The organism is Vibrio sp. HA2012 (genome assembly GCF_002812955.1).
Lineage (GTDB): Bacteria > Pseudomonadota > Gammaproteobacteria > Enterobacterales > Vibrionaceae > Vibrio.
The window spans coordinates 59,233-81,186 of record NZ_PFXK01000006.1 but is presented as its reverse complement, the minus strand read 5'-3'; the positions used below and the strand labels follow the sequence as shown (position 1 = coordinate 81,186).

Annotated in this window: 20 protein-coding genes; 6 read left to right on the top strand and 14 right to left on the bottom strand. The window is 46.7% G+C overall.

Going from position 1 to position 21,954, the window contains the following annotated elements:
• Positions 1-7 precede the first annotated feature (7 nt).
• The 5 genes from CSW98_RS12200 to rplU all read right to left on the bottom strand — a co-directional run bounded on the left by CSW98_RS12200 (position 8) and on the right by rplU (position 3,322).
• Positions 8-484, bottom strand: a complete 477-nt coding sequence (locus CSW98_RS12200; RefSeq protein ID WP_100800765.1) for a threonine/serine exporter family protein — start codon at positions 482-484, stop codon at positions 8-10.
• Complete coding sequence (locus tag CSW98_RS12195; protein ID WP_100800764.1) at positions 472-1,239, bottom strand: threonine/serine exporter family protein; 768 nt, start codon at positions 1,237-1,239, stop codon at positions 472-474. Before CSW98_RS12195 ends, CSW98_RS12200 begins: the two co-directional genes overlap by 13 nt.
• A complete protein-coding gene (gene cgtA, locus CSW98_RS12190) occupies positions 1,240-2,415 on the bottom strand; it encodes an Obg family GTPase CgtA (RefSeq protein WP_100800763.1) in 1,176 nt (391 codons plus the stop codon). It lies immediately after the preceding gene.
• Between the two features lie 315 nt (positions 2,416-2,730).
• Positions 2,731-2,988 carry a 50S ribosomal protein L27 gene (rpmA, locus tag CSW98_RS12185; RefSeq protein WP_100800762.1) on the bottom strand — a complete coding sequence of 86 codons (258 nt, stop codon included), beginning with the start codon at positions 2,986-2,988 and terminating at the stop codon, positions 2,731-2,733.
• Between the two features lie 22 nt (positions 2,989-3,010).
• The gene (gene rplU / locus CSW98_RS12180; RefSeq protein WP_100800761.1) at positions 3,011-3,322 is read right to left on the bottom strand and encodes a 50S ribosomal protein L21; all 312 of its coding nucleotides are present in this window, start codon (positions 3,320-3,322) and stop codon (positions 3,011-3,013) included.
• Positions 3,323-3,592: 270 nt separating this feature from the next.
• Between rplU and ispB the strand changes: the two genes are divergently transcribed.
• Entirely contained in the window at positions 3,593-4,564 is a 972-nt protein-coding gene (gene ispB / locus CSW98_RS12175; protein ID WP_100800760.1) for an octaprenyl diphosphate synthase, read from the top strand.
• 70 nt (positions 4,565-4,634) lie between these two features.
• Here ispB and mdh read toward each other — a convergent pair whose 3' ends face one another.
• Positions 4,635-5,570 (bottom strand): malate dehydrogenase, encoded by a 936-nt coding sequence (gene mdh / locus CSW98_RS12170; protein WP_100800759.1) that lies wholly within the window; start codon positions 5,568-5,570, stop codon positions 4,635-4,637.
• A gap of 344 nt (positions 5,571-5,914) precedes the next feature.
• Between mdh and argR the strand changes: the two genes are divergently transcribed.
• The 4 genes from argR (at position 5,915) to CSW98_RS12150 (ending at position 11,115) form a co-directional block, all read left to right on the top strand.
• The gene (argR, locus tag CSW98_RS12165) at positions 5,915-6,385 is read left to right on the top strand and encodes a transcriptional regulator ArgR (RefSeq protein ID WP_100800758.1); all 471 of its coding nucleotides are present in this window, start codon (positions 5,915-5,917) and stop codon (positions 6,383-6,385) included.
• Between the two features lie 357 nt (positions 6,386-6,742).
• Positions 6,743-7,711, top strand: a complete 969-nt coding sequence (locus CSW98_RS12160) for a TAXI family TRAP transporter solute-binding subunit (protein WP_100800757.1) — start codon at positions 6,743-6,745, stop codon at positions 7,709-7,711.
• A gap of 252 nt (positions 7,712-7,963) precedes the next feature.
• A complete protein-coding gene (locus CSW98_RS12155; protein ID WP_100800756.1) occupies positions 7,964-10,543 on the top strand; it encodes a TRAP transporter permease in 2,580 nt (859 codons plus the stop codon).
• A 134-nt stretch (positions 10,544-10,677) separates the two neighbouring features.
• A complete protein-coding gene (locus CSW98_RS12150; protein ID WP_100800755.1) occupies positions 10,678-11,115 on the top strand; it encodes a universal stress protein in 438 nt (145 codons plus the stop codon).
• A 92-nt stretch (positions 11,116-11,207) separates the two neighbouring features.
• Here CSW98_RS12150 and CSW98_RS12145 read toward each other — a convergent pair whose 3' ends face one another.
• From CSW98_RS12145 to rapA, 3 genes are all read right to left on the bottom strand, one after another.
• Positions 11,208-12,170, bottom strand: a complete 963-nt coding sequence (locus CSW98_RS12145; RefSeq protein ID WP_100800754.1) for a D-2-hydroxyacid dehydrogenase — start codon at positions 12,168-12,170, stop codon at positions 11,208-11,210.
• Positions 12,171-12,284: 114 nt separating this feature from the next.
• Entirely contained in the window at positions 12,285-13,022 is a 738-nt protein-coding gene (gene rluA, locus CSW98_RS12140; RefSeq protein ID WP_100800753.1) for a bifunctional tRNA pseudouridine(32) synthase/23S rRNA pseudouridine(746) synthase RluA, read from the bottom strand.
• Positions 13,023-13,026: 4 nt separating this feature from the next.
• Positions 13,027-15,936, bottom strand: coding sequence for an RNA polymerase-associated protein RapA (gene rapA, locus CSW98_RS12135; protein WP_100800752.1), 2,910 nt, complete (start codon positions 15,934-15,936; stop codon positions 13,027-13,029).
• Positions 15,937-16,222: 286 nt separating this feature from the next.
• Here rapA and CSW98_RS12130 point away from each other — a divergent pair, with 286 nt between their 5' ends.
• Positions 16,223-17,605: a PhoH family protein gene (locus CSW98_RS12130; protein WP_100800751.1), complete on the top strand. Its 1,383-nt coding sequence runs from the start codon at positions 16,223-16,225 to the stop codon at positions 17,603-17,605.
• Positions 17,606-17,668: 63 nt separating this feature from the next.
• On the opposite strand, the gene CSW98_RS12125 is transcribed toward CSW98_RS12130, so the two are convergent.
• The 5 genes from CSW98_RS12125 to CSW98_RS12105 are packed head-to-tail and all read right to left on the bottom strand — an operon-like array spanning position 17,669 to position 21,945.
• Entirely contained in the window at positions 17,669-18,289 is a 621-nt protein-coding gene (locus CSW98_RS12125; protein ID WP_100800750.1) for a YajG family lipoprotein, read from the bottom strand.
• A gap of 8 nt (positions 18,290-18,297) precedes the next feature.
• Positions 18,298-19,536 carry a beta-ketoacyl-ACP synthase gene (locus CSW98_RS12120; RefSeq protein ID WP_100800749.1) on the bottom strand — a complete coding sequence of 413 codons (1,239 nt, stop codon included), beginning with the start codon at positions 19,534-19,536 and terminating at the stop codon, positions 18,298-18,300.
• Positions 19,533-20,258 carry a 3-ketoacyl-ACP reductase FabG2 gene (locus CSW98_RS12115; protein WP_100800748.1) on the bottom strand — a complete coding sequence of 242 codons (726 nt, stop codon included), beginning with the start codon at positions 20,256-20,258 and terminating at the stop codon, positions 19,533-19,535. Before CSW98_RS12115 ends, CSW98_RS12120 begins: the two co-directional genes overlap by 4 nt.
• Before the next feature lie 6 nt (positions 20,259-20,264).
• Positions 20,265-20,720: a hotdog family protein gene (locus CSW98_RS12110; RefSeq protein WP_100800919.1), complete on the bottom strand. Its 456-nt coding sequence runs from the start codon at positions 20,718-20,720 to the stop codon at positions 20,265-20,267.
• 28 nt (positions 20,721-20,748) lie between these two features.
• A complete protein-coding gene (locus CSW98_RS12105; protein WP_100800747.1) occupies positions 20,749-21,945 on the bottom strand; it encodes a beta-ketoacyl-[acyl-carrier-protein] synthase family protein in 1,197 nt (398 codons plus the stop codon).
• Between the last annotated feature and the right edge of the window lie 9 nt (positions 21,946-21,954).

Here is a 21,954-nt window from a genome sequence, read left to right as displayed (position 1 = left end):
ATTATGTTCACACCACAGGTTTACGCCGGTAAAAAATCATTGCAGGAAATGCCAGGCCAAGCGCCAGTCCTGCAATAATAAACATGGCTTTCAGAAAGTTCTCTGCCATAGCAGACAATAGCTCTGCTGAATATCCAACGTGGTTAATTTCTACCAGTGCGATCATCGACTTGTAGGCAAACACACCGGGAACCATAGGGATCAATGCAGCAACAGTAAAGACTTTCGGATGCGCCAAAAATTTGTGTGACCAGTGGATGCCTATCGCTCCAACTGCCGTGGATGCAAAAAAGGTCGCCCACTCAATAGGAATACCAAACTGCATAAACAGGAAACGGCTACCGTGCCCTAATGCACCACCAACAGCACAATAAATCAATGCCTTATGCGGTACATTGAATACCAACGCAAAGCCGACCGCCGGTATGGCAGCAAAAAACATATCATTCAGCAAGGCAAACAACAGTTCCATCAACTTACCCATCCCCAGACATTCATCACAGTCATAGCTCCGACAATACCCAGACAGGTAGCCAGAGTCAGCATACTCGCCATCATAAAACGGGCGATCCCCATATCGGTATAGCCTTTAAGCACATCAGCCACAGAGTTAATCAGAGGAAAACCGGGTACCAGCATCAGAACAGCTGCCGCCATTGGAATAAAAGGCTGATTTCCCCAACCGTAAATCATTGCCTGAGAGGAAATCAATGTCGTCACAAATGCGGTCACAGCAAAATTCAACATAGGATTAAAATGTCGATGACCTATCTCCTGCCGTACAATCATACCAACAGCAGAAGCCAAAAAAGTAATAGCAAAGATCGTCCAGTCTCCACCTTGTAGCCGGCTGAAAGAAGCACACGACAGGCCTATCATAAACACGACCAGCCAGCGATTATAGCGTCTGGGAGAAATCTGGTTCAGGCGCTCCTGAGCCATCTTATAGTCGGCTATCCCTCTCTCCATCATAATGCAGGTGCGCTGAACTTCTGTCACTACCCACATATTGATTCCCCGGTCAGCACACCGGCGAGCAGTAGTAATGCAGTGTCCGTTGGTCACTGTTGTTACCACAAGTGAACTCGAAGAAAGGGAAACTTCGACTTCGTCCATACCAGCAGCCAACCCAATTCTATGCATAATGCCACCAACCAGTGCACTTTCCGCACCATGAGCCAGCAACATCTGACCCGCCTGAGCAATCAGACGGGATATCGACCTCTGCTTACTTTCCACTTACTCCCTCACATAAATAACGTGCCCATCGTCTTCATCATCATCGTCATCCCAATCATCGTCCCAGTCATCTTCTGTAACGACATCTGTTCCTGACATTGCGTTTTTATGGTAATCGTCCCACATAAAGTCAACTTTATCTGCTTCAGACTGTTCTGTTTTCTCTTTCGGTAACGACTCCATAAACTCTGCCAATTGATAACAAAGCTCTTTGGTTCCCTGTTTGTTCACTGCTGAGATTTTAAAATAACGATCTTCCCAGCCTAATGCTTCCAGAATTTCATTGATCTTCTCATCCGCCTCATCTTCAGGCAGAAGATCCGCTTTATTAAATACTAACCAGCGCGGTTTACCCGCAACTTTTTCACTATACTGTTCTAATTCATCGATGATCATCAGTGCATTCTGAATCGGATCACTACCATCTATAGGCAGGATATCGACCATATGCAGCAGAACACGACAACGTTCCAGATGCTTAAGGAAGCGAATACCCAGACCCGCACCATCTGCTGCCCCTTCAATCAACCCCGGAATATCGGCTACTACAAAACTTTTTTCCGGTACGACACTCACAACACCGAGACTTGGGATCAGAGTGGTAAACGGATAATCTGCCACTTTAGGTTTAGCCGCAGATACCGCACGGATAAATGTAGATTTACCCGCATTAGGCAGACCCAGCATACCCACATCGGCCAACAACAACAGCTCCAGACGCAGTTCACGTACTTCACCTTTTGTTCCGAGAGTTTTCTGCCGCGGAGCACGATTTACTGACGATTTAAAACGGGTATTGCCCAGTCCATGCCATCCGCCTTTAGCAACCATCACGCGCTTACCATGTTCTGCAACTTCACCGACAATTTCATTCGTGTGAATATCTACCGCACGCGTGCCAACAGGCACTTTCAGTACCTTATCTTTACCACGTTTACCGGTGCAGTTACCTCCGCGGCCATTCTCACCACGCTCGGCAGCATAAAAACGCTGAAAGCGGTAGTCAATCAAGGTATTCAGGTTTTCATCGGCTTCAATATAAACATCACCACCATCACCACCATCACCACCGTCGGGACCACCTTTGGCGACAAATTTTTCACGCCAAAAGCTGACCACACCATTACCGCCGTCACCAGCGTCTACTTTCACTACCGCTTCATCAACAAACTTCATTTTTTACTCCGCATTACTTGCGTTGCAATATCATTGCTATTTCTTGTTCCCATGCCCACACGAGGGAATGTATATCTGACTTATACCAGATGGGAAAATCTTTGCCCTGAATGATCTGAAATCCTATCAGAATGGTATAAAAACCATCGCATCATTCATTAATATAGCTCTTTATGCCATCCTATGCCGGAACATAAAAATGCATAACGAAACAGATAAGTAGATATTCTGTTCAGAATGCCTGCTTATCTGTTCTGCATAAATAAAAAACCCCGCCAAACAGGCAGGGCTTTTAAATTCAGCTAGAAGCTAAAATTATTCAGCTTCGATGCTTACGAATTTACGGTTCTTAGGACCTTTAACTTCAAATTTCACTTTACCATCAGATAGAGCGAAAAGAGTGTGGTCTTTACCGATACCAACATTGTTACCAGCGTGGAACTTAGTACCACGTTGACGAACAATGATGTTGCCCGCAAGAACTGATTCACCACCGAAACGCTTAACACCCAGACGTTTACTTTCTGAATCGCGACCGTTACGAGTAGAACCGCCAGCTTTTTTGTGTGCCATTGTTAAACTCTCCTAATAAAGATTAAGCGTTGATACCAGTGATCTTCACTTCAGTGAACCACTGACGATGACCCTGTTGCTTACGAGAGTGCTTACGACGACGGAACTTAACGATTTTAACTTTATCGCCACGACCGTGCTTAACCACTTCAGCAGTAATCTTGCCACCCTCTACCAGAGGAGCACCAACAGTGATTTCTTCACCGTTAGCTACAAGAAGTACTTTGTCGAATTCAACAGTTGCGCCTGTTTCAACGTCTAATTTTTCTAAACGAAGAGTTTGACCTTCGCTTACACGGTGTTGTTTACCACCAGATTGGAAAACAGCGTACATTTTTTACTCCGCTTTTTCCGCACAGCCTCTGCAGTTAATTTTGCAATTCGGGTGTGCGCTAAACTAATCATCAATAGGGCGCAGATTCTACGCGAATGAATGCCCCATGACAAGCCATATTTTTAAAAAATTGGCGAAAACCTAATCGCCAAAGAAAAGTGGTTGAATCATGCCTTTTGGTGGTGCATTTGGCAATAATTTTTAGTCTAATATCAGTCAATAATTACAAACTTATAGCCTTTACCGGGCAGTACCTTGACTGGAATTACCATGGATTTTAAAGCCATCCAGGCTCTTACCGCTGATGATATGACAAAAGTAAACGAGACAATCCTGGCTCAACTGGATTCAGACGTTACTTTAATCAATCAGTTGGGTTTCTACATTATCAGCGGAGGGGGAAAACGCCTTCGTCCCCTTTTGGCCGTATTATCAGCCAGAGCGTTAGGTTATCAGGGAAAAGAGCATACAATCGCAGCTGCCTTTATTGAATTTCTGCATACAGCAACACTTCTTCACGATGACGTTGTTGATGAATCAGATATGCGTCGGGGTAAGGCCACAGCCAACGCGACATTCGGCAATGCAGCCAGTGTGCTGGTCGGAGATTTTATCTATACCCGCTCCTTTCAGATGATGACCAGTCTGGGATCCCTCAAGATCCTGGCTCTGATGAGTGAGGCCGTTAATGTCATTGCTGAAGGGGAAGTCCAGCAATTAATCAACTGCAATGATCCCGAAACGACAGAAGACAATTATATGCAGGTGATTTACTCCAAAACGGCTCGTCTGTTCGAAGCTGCAACACAAATTGGTGCCATTCTGACCGATTCTCCGGCAGAAGTCGAAACTGCGATGCAGAATTATGGCAAGTATCTGGGTACGGCATTTCAGCTTATAGACGATGTGCTGGATTACACCGCAGATGGTGCAGAAATGGGGAAAAATGTCGGAGATGATCTGGCGGAAGGTAAACCGACGTTACCTCTTCTGTACGCTATGCATCATGGTTCTTTTGAGCAGTCAGCCATGATCCGGGAAGCTATTGAAAAAGCAAATGGTATGGATAAGCTGGAACAAATCCTACAGGCGATGGATGAAACCGGAGCACTAACATACACCACAGAAAAAGCACATAAAGAAGCAGATAAGGCCATTTCCGAACTGACGGTTATTCCTGATTCAGTTTACAAAGATGCGCTGATTGCTCTGGCTCATCTGGCAGTAAAACGAAATAAATAAAAACAATGTAAAGAGCAGATGCACACGTCATCTGCTCTTTTCTGCTAAAAAACAAACATAATCAGCAGTATTATTCTATAAAATCGACACCCTTCTTCACATCCACTGCCAATATTTCTGCCATTTTTTCCAATTCAGACTGTTCAAATTCACTCAAAGGACCAAGATCCAAAAACTCTTCAACGCCTTCCTTACCTAACCTGACAGGCTGAGAAAAAAATCGTCCATACGGAGTATTACCTTCAACATAAGCATACTCAATAACGTCCTCTTTCCCCATTAACCCATTGACCAGAGACAATGCAAACTCACACCCGGCTTCAGCCATAGAGAGTGTAGCCGAACCACCACCAGCTTTAGCCTCTACAACTTCAGTTCCGGCATTCTGTATACGGGAAGTCAGAGAAAGCACCTCTTCTTCTGTGAACGAAAGCCCCTTAACCTGAGACAATAACGGCATAATGGTAAATGCAGAGTGTCCACATACAACCGGTACATAAACCTTATCCGCATCAATACCTTTCAGTTCAGCAACAAAATCTTCAGCTCTCAGAACGTCCAGAGCCGTCACACCAAATAGCCTGCGCGGATCATAAACGCCGGCTTTTTTCATGATCTCAGCAGCAATAGGTACCAGGGTATTAACAGGATTGGTAATGATGGAAACCAGAGCCTTAGGGCAAACCTCTACTATTTTTTCTATGATTGACTGAGTAATAGATGCATTGACATTAAACAGGTCGGAGCGTGACATTCCCGGTTTACGGGCTACCCCAGCAGAGACAATAACCACATCAGCCCCCTCCAGAGCAGGGCTGGGATCATCACCTGAATGTCCTTCAATAGTGATCGTGGTCGGAATATGACTAAGATCAACCGCTACTCCAGGTGTAACAGGAGCAATATCATACAGAGCCAGTTCAGCATGATCCGGAAGCCGGAGCTTCAAGAGTAAGGCCAGAGCCTGTCCAATGCCTCCAGCGGCACCAATAACAGCTACTTTCATAAGTAGTTCTCCTTAAGGGTAAGTTTAATTTTTATATAAATTTCACGTGATTTTCTGAATATTTTATAAACAACATAACCTCACGTTAGTTGAGGCATTCTTTGATTACAATTAATTAACGTCAGCTTTGAGACTTAACGCAATGCACAGATCAAAGTTCAAATTATTCCCCTAATTTTCATAACCTTAAACTTATATCCACCAGACATCCCAGCGTAATTCCACTCACTGAACAACCACATATATTAAGTGATACTACTTGCATTTTTCCGGGCTTTGCTTGGCTAACTCAGGCTTGATATGCGAGAATGCCCTCTCAATAGGTTTCGATACGAATATAAGTCATGCGTAATTCAGAAAAACAGGACAATCTGGTCCGGTCATTTAAGGCACTATTAAAAGAAGAGCGATTCGGCTCACAGGGTGAAATTGTTGATGCATTAAAACTGGACGGTTTTGAAAATATTAACCAGTCGAAAGTTTCCCGCATGCTGACTAAGTTTGGTGCCGTGCGTACCCGCAATGCGAAAATGGAAATGGTATATTGTCTTCCTGCCGAACTGGGCGTGCCGACCGTATCCAGCCCGCTAAGGGAACTGGTACTGGATATTGATCACAACAATGCGGTTGTCGTTATCCACACCGGACCAGGGGCGGCACAATTGATCGCCAGATTACTTGACTCACTGGGTAAATCAGAGGGGATTCTGGGCGTCGTCGCAGGTGATGATACTATTTTTATCACCCCAACTCTGCAGGTTTCTACCGAGCAGCTTTTTGACTCAGTTTGCACTCTGTTTGAGTACGCTCAATAAACCTAATTTGGACCAGATCACAGGAATAAAGCTCTAAATTATTATTCCGTGATAACGATCACGATTTTGTAAAAATTAATGCAAAAAACACTTTTTGATGCAACTGACTGATTTTTAAGACAATCACATCAATAATTACCCTGAATTATTCTTTTTCCGTCAGGCATTTTTTCTGCTGAAAACTACTTTCATATAATTATGTGCCGTTTTTTTGGTATTATTCAGTCACTTTTCCAGTCTCTAATACCGGAAAAGATGCCGTTTCTAACTTAGGAAATTTCGGTGCATACTATCCTTAGTAAGATTTCTTACTAAAAGTAAGTACCGGACAACAATTAATAAAAGGAAGGGAAATTCATGGCATTTAAAAAACTTGTCCAAGTGGGCGCTATTGCCGCAGCAGTTATGGGTGCAGGAGCCGTTCAGGCTCAAGACTTCATTACTATTGGTACAGGCTCTGTTACAGGTGTTTACTACCCGACCGGTGGTGCCATCTGTAAACTCGTCAACAAAAGTCGTAACGAACATAATATCCGTTGTTCAGTAGAATCGACAGGCGGTTCTATCTACAACGTCAATACCATCCGTGCCGGTGAGCTGGATTTTGGTATTGTTCAGTCAGACTGGCAGTTCCACGGATATAACGGTACAAGTAAATTTGAAGAACAAGGACCGTATAAAAAACTGCGTGCAATGTTTTCCCTGCACACAGAACCATTTAACATCATTGCGCGAGCAGATTCCGGAATCAACAACGTTGCCGACCTGAAAGGTAAGCGCGTTAACATTGGTAACCCGGGTTCCGGTGACCGTGCCACAATGGGTGTGGTAATGGATGCTTTCGGCTGGACAAACGACAGCTTTAAGCTGGCTTCTGAACTGAAAGGTTCTGAACGTTCACAGGCATTGTGTGACAACAAAATTGATGCCTTCATTTATATGGTTGGCCATCCAAACGGATCCATTAAAGAAGCAACAACGTCCTGTGATGCTAAACTGGTTTCCGCAACTGGCTCTGAAATTGATAAAATCGTAGCGGAAAATCCATACTATGCCTACAGCACTGTGCCTGCAGACATGTATCGAGGTACAGATTCTGACGTACACAGTTTTGGTGTAGCAGCAACCATGGTTACCACCAGTGATGTTCCGGATGAAGTGGCTTACAACGTAGCAAAAGCTGTGTTTGAAAATTTCGATACATTCAAACGCCTGCATCCGGCTTTCGCTAGCCTGAAGAAAGAAGATATGGTTAAAGCCGGTCTTTCTATCCCATTGCATCCGGGCGCTGAAAAGTATTACCGGGAAGCAGGTCTCCTTAAGTAAGATAGGCAGTACGACTCGCTTAATCTGAATGACTAAGGAGGCACCCGCCTCCTTAGTAGTTTTTATATCTGAATAAAAATAACAAATCGGTACTGATACCGACCAACCAGTATCCGTAACATAACACCCGTTATTGATACAGTTTTTATTGGTTTTCATCTGGTCGAAAACCATTTGCTGTGGCCGACCCGGAATGTAACACCTTCCGGTGTCTTTGTTTAACACGACCATCAATTATAAGGATAACAGTACATGACGCAGACAAACATTCCGTCTCAAGATGTGCACGATATGGTGGCACAGGCCGATACCGGAGCCCGTAATCCTTCAGGCATTCCGGGTCGCATCTTGTGGTTTGTGCCTCTTTGCTGGTCATTATTCCAACTTTGGTACGCCTCTCCACTGCCATTCATCTTTGATTTTGGCGTACTTAATGACACACAAGCCAGATCCATTCATCTGGCATTTGCTATTTTTCTGGCATTTACCGCCTATCCGGCACGCACACATTCACCACGGGATCATGTTCCCGTCATCGACTGGCTACTGGCATTGGCTGGCAGCTTTTCTGCAGCGTACATCTATTTGTTCTATGCTGATCTGGCTGGACGCTCAGGCGCTCCGACGACTCTGGATATCATCACAGCCGTAACCGGGATGCTGCTTCTGCTTGAGGCAACCCGACGGGCACTGGGGCCACCGCTGATGCTTGTCGCAGCCGTGTTTCTTACTTATACCTTTGCCGGCCCTTATATGCCCGATGTTATCGCACATAAAGGTGCCAGCCTGAATAAAGCGATGTCTCACCTATGGCTGACAACAGAAGGCGTTTTTGGTGTTGCACTAGGTGTTTCAACCTCATTCGTATTTCTGTTCGTGCTGTTCGGTGCGATGCTGGAACGAGCCGGTGCAGGGGCTTACTTTATTAAGGTCGCCTTTTCACTACTCGGACATATGCGTGGCGGGCCAGCTAAAGCAGCAGTAGTTGCATCTGGCTTGTCCGGTCTGGTTTCCGGTTCATCCATTGCCAACGTGGTAACAACCGGAACATTTACTATTCCGCTGATGAAACGAGTCGGTTTCCCCGGAACCAAAGCCGGTGCAGTTGAGGTAGCAGCGTCTACCAATGGTCAGTTAACCCCGCCAATCATGGGGGCGGCAGCATTCCTTATGGTGGAATATGTCGGTATTTCCTATGTTGAGGTAATCAAAGCCGCTCTGTTACCCGCATTGATCTCCTATATCGCACTGCTGTATATCGTGCATCTGGAAGCCTGTAAAGCAGGTATGACCGGTCTTCCCCGCAGGGTTAAACCATCGGTTGTACAAAGCCTGCTTTCCTTTACCGGAACGATTCTTGGACTCTGTATCACCAGTGCCGTTGTTTATTACGGTATCGGCTGGACCAAAGACGTATTCGGCAGCACAGCGACAGCAATCGTAACCGTATTACTCATGCTGGTGTATCTGGCACTGCTTAATGTATCAGCCCGGTATCAGGAACATGCCGGAATGGCGATTGATGAAGAGCTGACTGAAGTTCCGGAAGCCGGTCCAACCGTTAAATCTGGTCTGCACTTCCTACTGCCAATTGTAGTACTGGTATGGTGCCTGACCGTTGAGCGTTTCTCTCCGGGTCTGTCCGCTTTCTGGGCAACTGTGTTTATGATCTTTATTCTGCTGACACAACGCCCTCTGCTGGCACTGATGTCTAAACAGAAAAATATCGGCAAAGAAGTCAAAGCCGGCTGTATCGATCTTTCAGAGAGTCTGGTATCAGGTGCCCGTAATATGATCGGTATCGGGGTGGCTACAGCAGCAGCCGGGACGGTCGTTGGTGTCGTAACACTGACAGGTATCGGACTGGTTATGACCGACTTTGTGGAGTTCATCTCTGGCGGCAGTGTCATTATGATGCTGCTGTTTACTGCAATCATCAGTCTGGTACTGGGAATGGGTCTGCCAACTACAGCCAACTACATTGTTGTATCAACATTGATGGCCCCGGTTATTGTCACATTAGGCGCAGCTCACGGCCTGATCATTCCGCTGATCGCTGTGCACCTGTTTGTGTTCTACTTCGGTATTCTGGCTGACGATACGCCACCTGTAGGTTTGGCTGCCTTTGCAGCGGCAGCTATTGCAAAATCGGATCCTATCCGTACCGGTATTCAGGGCTTTACCTACGATATCCGGACTGCCATTCTGCCGTTTATGTTTATCTTTAACACTCAACTGCTTCTTATGGGTATTGATACCTGGTGGCATCTGGCTCTGACGGTAAGTTCTGCAATAATAGCGATGCTTCTCTTCTCTGCTGCCACACAGGGATGGTGGTTTACCCGTAATAAATGGTGGGAAACACTGCTTCTGCTTCTGTTGACATTTTCTTTCTTCAGACCCGGATTCTGGTGGGATATGATCTATCCGGCCCAGGAATTACGTCCGGGAGTTGAGATAGCGCACATTGCTGAAAAACTCGATGTGGGACAATCACTTGAGCTTCGGGTTGCCGGGGAAAATCTGGAAGGTGAACATATTGAAAAAACGGTTCGCCTGCCATTTGATGATCAGGCTGAAACAGCTCAGGCCCGAATCGATTCAACAGGACTGATGCTTAATGACGTTGATGGCCGAATGATCGTTGACATGGTCGAATTCGGTAGCCCTGCTGAAACTTCCGGCATTGATTTTGACTGGGAAATCAAATGGGTAGTTGTAGAAGCAGACAGACCAATGAAAGAATGGGTGTTTGTTCCTGCACTGTTACTGCTGATTGTACTAGGCTTTAATCAGAAGCGACGCGCACGTAAGGAAAATATGAGTGCGTAAATACCGTTATCTCTGCAGTCCCTTAGCAATACGGCAGAAATAACCTGAACCGGAAAAGGATTATCAGGTCATGAATGGCCGGGATACCCGGCCTGAACAGGCTAAACCACCGTCCTAGCGGAGAAAAGAAGAGTATGTATAAACAAATCCTTGTTCCTGTTGACTTAAATGATAAAGGCTTTTCAGATAAAGCTGTTGAACTGGCTGTATGGCATGCAAAACATTCCAATGCAGAAGTACATCTTCTGAATGTACTTCCGGGGATCCATATGTCGATGGTTGCGACTTATTTTCCCAAAGATGCCGCTCATCAGATGAAAGAAGATGTAAAGAAGCAACTGGATCAGTTTGCCCGAAAACACATCAGTGCTGATGTAGTGTATAAAACCCATGTAGCAGAAGGCAAACCTTCTGCCATCATTCTTGAGTATGCTGCGAAACTTGGTACTGATCTGATTATTATGCCAAGCCATAAACGCTCTAAGATGGACAAAGTGCTGTTGGGTTCAGTCGCAAATAAAGTAGTACAGAAATCACCGATTAATGTTCTGATTGTAAAGCCTCAGGGCTAAACTGCATCAGGAACAACAGAGAACGCATAATTTAAAATGCCCGTCATGCCGGAAAAAGTCGGCATGACGGGCATTTTTGTATTCTTTACCCTCTACACGACCCTGTTCAGTTCTTTTCCGTCTCGGAAAGCTTCGATATTATCCACTAATATCTGCATCATTTTGTTTAAGGCTGAATCGCTGCCCCATGCTACATGCGGTGTCAGAATAAGGTTTGGCAGCCCAGCATGGGCAATCAGAGGATTTCTCTTATCAGCAGGCTCCTGAGTAAAAACATCTGCAGCGGCCCCGCCTATCTCTCCGGAAATCAATGCATCTACAAGCGCCTGCTCATCCACCAGACCACCACGTCCGGTATTGATCAGCACAGCTTTCGGTTTCATTGCTTTCAATTCCGCTCCGGAAATAAGGTTATAGGTGTCATTATTCAGCGGGCAATGCAGAGAGAGTACATCAGCAATCGCCAGAACGTCTTCAAACGGCAGGTAGCCCTCCCGACAGGTTTCTGACCCCTTACGTTCAGCAAAGATCACATTCATACCAACAGCTCTGGCCAGCTTCGCCATTGCCTGCCCCAATTCCCCGCTACCCACAATACCAATTGTGGCACCGGCAATATCATTGATGGAACGGGTAAAGAAACAGAACAACCCCTGACGCAGCCACTCACCATCTTCAATATCCTGCTGGTAACCACGCAGGTTGCGCATCAGAGTAAATATCATAGCCATCGCATGTTCTGGCACAGACTGAGATGCATAGCCTCTAATATTGGTAACAGCAATATTATGTTCCCGGCAGTAAGCAATATCGACGTTGTTAAATCCGGTTGCCGTCAGTGCAATCAGTTTTACTGTTTCATTGCCTGCCAACGTCTGTACATTCAGAGGCACTTTGTTAGCCACTACAATATCCGCATCTTTGATCCTTTCCGCAACCTCATCCGGTGCAGTAAGATCATAATTAATCCATTTGTGCTCAAAAGAGAGTTCAGGAATGCTAATGTGTCCGGGAATGGTGATCCGATCAAGGAAAACGATCTTTGGTGTAGTCATGCTATCCGTGCCTTATGAATAATAGAATACAGAGCGGACGCAAGCGTCCTGAAGATTACAGAATACACTTTTGTGTTCTGTAACCTCAAGCACAGCACTCTGTCATCTTTTATTTCAGGGTCTTGGCAACGTTTTATAATCCGGCAGCTTCAAAGGGAGATCATATAGCGTTTCTAACATCGGCTCTATCGCAGGAAAAAAGTCACAGGAAACAAACATGGAACGTAACCAGTCATTTTTCGGATGATAAAAACTTAACTCAGCGGAATGTAGCTGCAACCGTTCTGAAAAAGCCCGCGCTTCCTGATGTGCATAAAACTCATCCCCCACAATCGGGTGGCCAATTGCAAGCATATGGACACGAAGTTGATGCGATCTTCCAGTAACAGGCAACAATCGAACCACTGTTGTCTGCGCTTCCCTTTGCACCACCTGATAGCGGGTCACAGACGGTTTTCCGTGCTCATAACAGACCTTCTGCTTTGGGCGGTTAGGCCAGTCACAAATAATAGGTAAGTCAATCAGTCCCTCATCCGGCTCTACCCTTCCCCACACCCGTGCATAATAAATTTTATGGGTCAGGCGATACTGAAACTGCTTTTTAAGATGCCGTTCAGCCCATTTATTCAAAGCAAATAACATCAGTCCCGATGTCGCCATATCCAAACGATGCACCACCTGGCTTTCCGGGAACTCATCTGCCACCCTGCTCCACAAGCTGTCATGATGCTCAGGCAAGCGTCCGGGCACTGACAGCAAACCTGCCGGTTTATTCGCTATCAGGATATGTTCATCCTGATAGGTAATATCCAGCCAGGGATCGGTCGGTGGGGTATATTCTAATAAGGCCATAGGATCAATTATGACTCACCACAATCAGACGCAGTGAATCCAATTGGATCTGAGCCTTGCCGATATAGCCACTCAGCTCTTTGATCTGATTCTCAATCACTTCCAGTTCTTCCTCTCGAATATTCGGGTTGACAGCTTTCAGCGCCTGCAGACGTTCCAGTTCACTGTTCAGGCTAGCTTGCATATCCTGCTGGGCCTGCTGACGTACAGCCTGCAGCTTCGGCTCAACACTGGCGTCTGCCGCCTCAATCAAGCTATGTACTTCTTTCTGTACCGAACCAACCAGTTTTGCTGCAATATGTCGTCCCACAGGGCTAAGCTGACGGTTAAAGCTTTCAAATTCAACCTGTTCAGCCAGATCATTTCCCCTGGCATCCATCATCAGACGAATAGGTGTCTGTGGCAGAAAACGGCTGATACCGCTGCGTTTCGGAGCCTGAGCATCCACCAGATACACCATCTCCAACAGGATAGTGCCTACCGGCAATGCCTTGTTCTTCAGCAAAGAAACAGCAGACGTACCCACACCTTCACTCAGAAGCAGGTCAATCCCCCCCTGAATCATCGGGTGCTCCCAACTGATAAAATGCATATCCTCACGGGAAAGTGCCGTATCACGGTCAAAGGTGATGGTGGCGCCCTCATACGGCAGTCCCGGATAATTCGGCACCAGCATATGTTCAGATGGCGTTACCACCAATGCATTTTCACCTTTATCATCCTGATTCAGCCCAATGGTATCAAACAGACTCAGGGCAAAGGTAACCAAGTTAGTATCACCATCGGTAGCCGCTACTGTTTCTACAATCTTCTCTGCTTCTTTACCACCATTAGAATGCATTTCCAGCAAGCGATCCCGCCCCTGTTCCAGTTGATGTTTCAGTTCCCGGTTCAGTTTTGCCGAAGCGTCAATAACCTCATCCAGACCATGCTCATCACTAGCTGCCAGCATCTCTATCAGCGTTGTGGAAAACTTATCGTACACAGCTCGCCCAGTCGGGCAGGTTTCTGCAAAGGCGTTCAACCCTTCATTAAACCAGCGGGCAAGAATAGCCTGAGACGTCCCCTTCAGGTACGGGATATGCACATCAATATCACGCAGTTGTCCAATCCGATCCAAACGACCAATACGCTGTTCCAGCAAGTCAGGATTAAATGGCAGATCAAACATAACCAGCTGATTAGCGAATTGAAAATTACGTCCTTCTGAGCCTATTTCTGAACAGAGCAACACCTGAGCACCGCCCTCTTCCTGAGCAAAATAAGCCGCCGCCTTGTCACGTTCCAGAATAGACATTCCTTCATGGAATACTGTAGCGCGGATACCTTCTCGCTCTCTAAGCGCCTGCTCCAGCTGCAATGCCGTTGCAGAACGGGAGGCAATCACCAGGATCTTCTCACTACGCTTCTCTTTCACTTTTTCGATCAGCCAGTCAACCCGGGGATCGAATTGCCACCATGAACCGGCGTCACCTTCAAACTCCTGAAAAATCTCTTCCGGATACAACATCTTCATCGCCCGGGCTTCAGCCGGCATTTTGCCGCCCAGCATGCCGGCAACCCGCATAGCCGTTGTGTACTGAGGAGGAATACCCATCGGCAGCAGATGTACATTACGCTCAGGAAAACCTTTTATCGCCGCCCGGGTATTACGGAACAGTACCCGACCAGTACCATGACGATCCATCAGGTTATCAATCAGTTCATGACGGGCTTGTGCTTTATCTTCTTCACCAACATTACTTTCGATAACACGGAACAGGGGCTCAACATCCTGCTCAGACAATAATTCGGTGATCAGATTCTTCTCATCATTCGTCAGTTTCGTACCGGAAAACAATGAAGATACAGCATCAGCAACCGGTGCATACTGCTGCTCTTCTTTTACAAAGGCTTCATAAGCATAGAAACGATCCGGATCCAGCAGACGCAAACGGGCAAAGTGACTCTCATGCCCCAGTTGTTCCGGTGTTGCTGTCAGTAACAATACACCCGGCGTTCTTTCTGCCAGTCCTTCAATCACCTGATACTGGCGACTTGGTTTTTCAGGGCTCCACTCCAGATGGTGAGCTTCATCCACCACCAGCAGATCCCATTCAGCTTCCAGAGCCTGTTCATAACGCTTCTTGCTTTTACGGATAAAATTTAGTGAACAGAGCACATATTGCGCAGTATCAAACGGATTATCCGCTTCGGCATACGCTTCCACGCAGCGCTCTTCGTCAAAGATAGAGAAATGCAGATTAAAACGACGCATCATCTCCACCAGCCATTGATGTTGCAGAGTTTCAGGTACCACAATAAGGATACGTTCAGCCCGGCCAGACAATACCTGCTGATGAATAATCATACCGGCTTCAATCGTCTTACCCAGACCCACCTCATCAGCCAGCAGTACACGCGGCGCATAACGGCGACCAACTTCATGGGCGATAAATAACTGATGCGGGATCAAACCGGCGCGCATACCACATAAACCACGCATCGGACTTCTGTGCTGCTGATACTGGTTCTGCAGCGCACGATAGCGCAGTACAAAGTTGTCCATACGATCCACCTGACCGGCAAATAACTTATCCTGAGGTTTATTAAAGCGGATCTGATTACTGAGGAAGATTTCCCGCAGTACTATATGTTCTTCTTCGGTATCTGTACGGATACCCACGTAGGTGTATAATCCATCTTCCTCAAGGATCTCTGTTACTTTCAGTGACCAGCCATCCTGACTTTCTACCACATCCCCGACATTAAATATCACCCGAGTCACCGGAGCATCCGTTCGTGAATATAAACGGTTTTCTTCTGATGCCGCAAACATCAGGGTGACGGTTCTTGCATCCATTGCAACAACAGTTCCTAGTCCTAAATCGCTCTCTGTATCGCTGATCCAGCGTTGTCCCAAAGCAAATGTCATAGGGGTGAGTACCTCTTGGTTGGGGTGGTAAGTATCTATGTAAGTATTGTACCGAAGTCAGAAAATGTCTCGGTTTAAAGGGGCGCTAATCTTACTCGATGCAGTAACAGAGATCACGTGTAAAACAGGAGGTTTTTGCCATTTTTTTTCTTTAACCGGAAACTGAAATAAAACGGTAAACAAGGTATGAGACATCTAGATATTGGGTTAGGTACTGATTAAAGAGTACTAAATCGGCTATCTAATGAAAACTCTGCCGCACTGTGCGGATCAAAAGGAGACGCTTATGGGCGATACCGACCGGAAAATCTTTGTGTTAGATACGAACATCCTGCTACACGAACCTTTCGCAATCTACTCCTTTCAGGAACACGATGTGGTCATCCCGATGACCGTCCTTGAAGAACTCGACAGAATTAAAGACAGTAAACGAGATGTCGCCCGTGATGCTCGCGTTGCTATCCGTGCACTGGAAGACATCTTCCGCGATGCCACGCCAGACGAAATTTCTGAGGGTATCCCATTAAATAAGGATCACAATACAACCGGCAGTATTGCAATTCTGGCCGATTTTGAATTGCAGGAAACGGTCAGAGCATTTGCCGACAAAGCCGGGGATAACCGAATTCTGAATGCTGTACTTTATATACAGAACCGCCGCTCCCCACGGGAAGTCGTTCTTGTCACCAAAGACATCAACATGCGCCTGAGAGCCAAAGGAGCCGGAGTTCGTTTTGTAGAAGACTATCGTACCGACCAGTTAATTGATGATGTGCGCTACCTGACGAAAGGATTCCACACCTATGAAGGTGACTTTTGGCAGTCTATCGACCGGGTAGATACTCAGAGCCTAGATGGTAAAACCTTCCATACCTTGAACAAATCTTCACTGGCTCCGGCTTTTATCAATCAGTATCTTATTGATGAAGAAAGTGATTTCGCCGGACGTGTGGGCTATATCGATAACGACAACGACACACTGCAGATCCGTGACCTGAGCCGGGAACGGATTATGAGCCGTCAGGCATGGGATATACGGCCGAAGAATATCTATCAGGCCATGGCTATTGATGCCTTATTGGATCCGAAAATCGATCTGGTGATCCTGACTGGTGCCGCAGGCAGCGGTAAAACCCTATTGGCTATGGCAACAGCTTTGGAACAATCCATCGAAAAGAAAATGTTCGATAAAATCATTGTTACCCGCAACACACCGGATATTGGAGAATCCATCGGCTTCCTGCCCGGCAGTGAGGAAGAAAAGATGATGCCCTGGCTGGCCGCAGTCACCGACACACTGGAAGCTCTGCATAAAAACGATCACTGCACTGAAGGCTCGCTAAAATATATCTGTGATAAAGCGAATATTCAGTTTAAGTCGATTAACTTTATGCGTGGCCGCTCCATTCAGAACGCCTTTGTGCTACTTGATGAATGCCAGAACCTGACCGCTTCACAAATCAAGACCATCATCACCCGCTGCGGCGAGGGTACCAAGCTAGTCTGTTCCGGCAATCTGGCTCAGATCGACTCTCCATACCTGACTCCGGTCACTTCCGGTCTGACTTATATGGTAGAGCGGTTTAAGAACTTCGAAGGCAGTGCCAATATCCACCTGAACGGGGTAGTAAGAAGCCGTTTGGCTGAATTTGCGGAAGAGAATTTATAACGATATTAAAAAAGGTCTGATAATCAATCATTACCAGACCTTCTTCTTTTTATACGCTATCGATTAATGGCTTAATGCATTACGGATTTCCGGATCAGAGAAAACCTGCTCGAAACGATTTTTATATAGCAACAGCATTTCGTTTACGATACCGCTGCCTGGAATATCTTCTTCACCAGAGAATTTTTTATATGCAAGTTGCTCCGCATTTTTATCAATCACATAAACATCCATGTCATACCATGATGAATCAGAAAAAGGATGTGAATCATATTTCCATTCATTCAGGTTGATGACAACAGCGGTTTTTCCGTAGCTGGCAACATTCTCAAACACCTCTTTCAACGGCATACCGGCTGTTGTTGAATAGACCGATACCTCAACACCATTTTTCCTGATACCGTGACTAATCCGATTACCAAGGTAAACCGCCATTGGCTCTTGTGTCGGTGTGTTATAACTATACGGAATACCTAGCCCACTACGGATAATACCTTCAAACGCAGGTGACTTATCTTTGTTAACAACATACGGACGAGAATCCACAACAGCAACAGATAACGCTTTTAACTCCGGCGACATATTGACTTCCGGAGAAGACTGCTCCACTGTCAGAACGCTTGCACAACCAGCCAGATACAGACCAGTAAAACCAACAAACAACCACTTAACTAATGTTTTCATACAACTTTTTACCTGTTTTGTTTATATTTTTGAAAAATAAGTGAGGTGTTAATACCTCCGAAAGCAAAGTTATTGCTCATGATATAGTCACACTCGATCTCTCTACCACTGCCGGTAATGTAATCCAGAGCACCACATTGCTCGTCAAGGTTCTCCAGATTAAGCGTCGGGCTGAACCAGTTATGGTTCATCATCTCAATACTTAACCATGCTTCAACCGCGCCGCACGCTCCAAGTGTGTGCCCGAAATAACTTTTCAGTGAGCTGATCGGTGCACTCTGACCAAAGATATTGGCTGTTGCGTTACTTTCTGCGATATCGCCTTTATCCGTCGCCGTACCGTGAGCTGAGATATAGCCGATACTCTCAGGGGTAAGGTTCGCATCTTTCAGGGCCATTTCCATACACAGCTGCATGGTTTCCTTCTGCGGCTGAGTCACATGAGCTGCATCGCAGTTACTGGCAAAGCCCACCAGTTCCGCGTAGATATGCGCCCCGCGCGCTTTGGCGTGTTCGTATTCTTCCAGCACCAGAGTCCCGGCTCCCTCACCGATAACCAGACCGTCCCGATCCTTGTCGTAAGGACGAGGGGTAGATTTCGGATCATCGTTTTTCAGACTGGTCGCAAATAAGGTATCAAATACCGCGGATTCAGTCGGACACAACTCTTCCGCGCCACCGGCAACCATAACGGTCTGATAACCATGTTTGATGGCCTCATAAGCATAACCGATAGCCTGACTGCCGGAAGTACATGCACTGCTGGTCGGGATCACCCGTCCTCTTAAACCAAAAAATAAACCGACATTAACTGCTGTGGTATGCGGCATCATCTGTACATAAGTGGTTGCAGTAATCGCAGAGGTGGATTTGTCGTTCAGCATCACGCCAAACGCACCAACCGCATTTGTGCTGCCGGTTGATGAGCCGTAGGCCACTCCGGTCTGACCATTCGTCAATACTTCATTCCCAATAAGACCGCTCTGAATTAATGCATTTTCCGAAGCCAGTGTTGCCAGTTGAGATACCCGGCCCATTGAACGCACTTTTTTACGCGTGTAATGCTTAGGCAGGGAAAAATCATTAATAGGCGCAGCCAGCTTTGTGTTCAGACCATCGTACTGCTCATAATCAGGCATGTACTGGATGGCGTTTTCACACGCTCTGAGTTTAGGCTCTACGCTGTCCCAGTCATTTCCGAACGCGGTAACACCGGACATACCGGTGACAACTACTCGACGATTCATATTAGTCCTCCATTGACAGAGATCACCTGTCTTGTAACGTATGCTGCAATATCTGACATCAGATAGCTGGCTAACCCGGCCACTTCTTCCGGCTGGCCCATTCTGCGCAGAGGGATCTGTGGCAGTGCGTGTTCTTTTACATGCTCGTCAACCATACCGGTATCAATCAGTCCCGGAGCAATACAATTGACGGTTATCTTTCTTTTGCCCAGCTCAAGTGCCAGTGATTTCGTTGCGCCGATAACACCGGCCTTCGCCGCGCTATAGTTGGTTTGTCCGCGGTTCCCCATCAGGCCCGACACAGAAGCAAGGGTAATAATGCGGCCACCTTTTCTGCCTTGAACCATAGGCATAACGCAAGGGTGCAGCACATTGTAAAAGCTGTCCAGATTGGTATGGATAACTCCATCCCATTCCTGTTCTGTCATAGCAGGAAAAGCCGTATCGCGGGTAATACCGGCATTATTAACCACACCATAGTAAGCGCCGTTTGCAGCAATATCGGCTTCGATCACTTCCCGGCACTGTTCGCGGTTACTGATATCAAATTGCAGAATTCTGCCGTTCTGCCCGATATTCTGGATCTCAGACAGGGTTGATTCTGCCCCCTGCCTGTCTCCCATATAGTGGACAATAATTTCAAAGCCGTCTTTCGCCAGTTGTATAGCGATAGCTCGTCCGATTCCTTTACTGGCTCCCGTCACCAACACTTGTCTATTCACAACAGATCAACCTTTTTTCATTTCTTGTAATTTATCTTCATCAGGCACATACACATTCAGTTGGCATTGAGCGATCAGTGTGCCGTTGTGCTCAATTCTTCCGGAAAATACCGCCATTCCGCTATCTTCCATCACTTGTTCGGCAAAGATATCCAGCACCATGTTCTCATGAAATGCACCGAGTTCCGTATTATACCGACGGCTTCCCAATAAAAAACCGATCGGTGGCGATTCCTGCCTTTTTCGGGCGTGATAACCAGACCATGCCGCGATGGACTGCGCCATATACTCGATACCAACGTAGGCCGGAATGACTCTTTTCTCGTGGTCAAAAAACAGGTTGGCTTCCGTCACATCCGCCTGACAATGGATGGATATTTCTTCTACACTGATAACGCGATTCAGCAGCACCATCGGCTCATCATGCGGCAGAAGATCCTTTACTTCCGGCAGCTTTTCTATTTCAGATAATCTCTTTACTTCGGGTTGATCATTCATCTGCATACCCAAACACCAAACTAATATTATTCCCGCCAAATGCGAAAGAATTACTCAACACAGCCTTACCGTGCAAAGGCATATCCTGCTGCACAAACCGTAGTGGGATAGCATCAAACTGACCGTCATTTATCTGCCTTGGCAAGGCCGACTTATACTTGAGCAGATACCAGCAAATGGCCGCTTCCATCGCACTGGCAGTCCCTAACGTATGTCCGGTCAGAGGCTTGGTTGAGCTGACCGGTGTATCGGCAGAAAAGACTCTCGCAATAGCCTTGCCTTCCATCGCATCGTTTAACAGCGTGGCCGTGCCGTGCGCATTGATATAACCGATATCGTCCGGCGTCAGCCCCGCATCATTCAGCGCTTTTTTCATCGCTTCTTCCGCGCCGACACCATCCGGATGAGGGGCTGAAATATGGTGGGCATCGGAGCTGTCTCCCGCCCCCAGAAGCGCTATCTGATCGGCTGATGGCACAGCAGAGAGCAGCATAAAAGCGGCCGCTTCACCGATATTAATGCCGTCACGATTCAGGCTAAACGGGTTACAGTGCGTAGTCGACAAAGCTTCCAGCCCGTTAAATCCGTTTAATGTTAACCGGCACAGGCTATCTACACCACCGGCAATCACCGCATCAACCAGTCCTGCTTTTAACAGCCGTTTGGCCGATAAAAATACCCGGCCGCTGGACGAACAGGCCGTTGAGATGCAGAAACAAGGACCGGACAGCTGAAAATAGTCGGCGATAAACTCGGCCGGATTACCCAGTTCCTGTTGATTGTAGTGGTACTCTTTAGGAAACGCCCCGCTTTCCAGCTTTTCTTTCAGCGCAGCTTCACCATCAGAGATCCCCGAAGTGCTGGTACCCACTATCACCGCAACCCGCTCTGCGCCATATTGGGCAATAGCCTCCCTGACTTCGGCTTCTATCTGTACCAGAGCAGACAGCGCCAGCCGGTTATTGCGGGTGTTATAGCTTTCCAGGTGAGTGGGCAGCTCAGGTAAATCGGCTTTCACCATGCCGACCACCGTCTGGTTGCCGTTATTCAGCCAGCCGTCCACCCTTTCCATATCGGAGGCTTCCTGACCTTGCAGCCGTTTAAGTATGGTCTCCGTATTATTCCCCAGTGCGGAGTGAGAACCACACGCTTGGATATAAACGGGAAATTGATTCTTTTTATGTTCCATTGTGCCCAG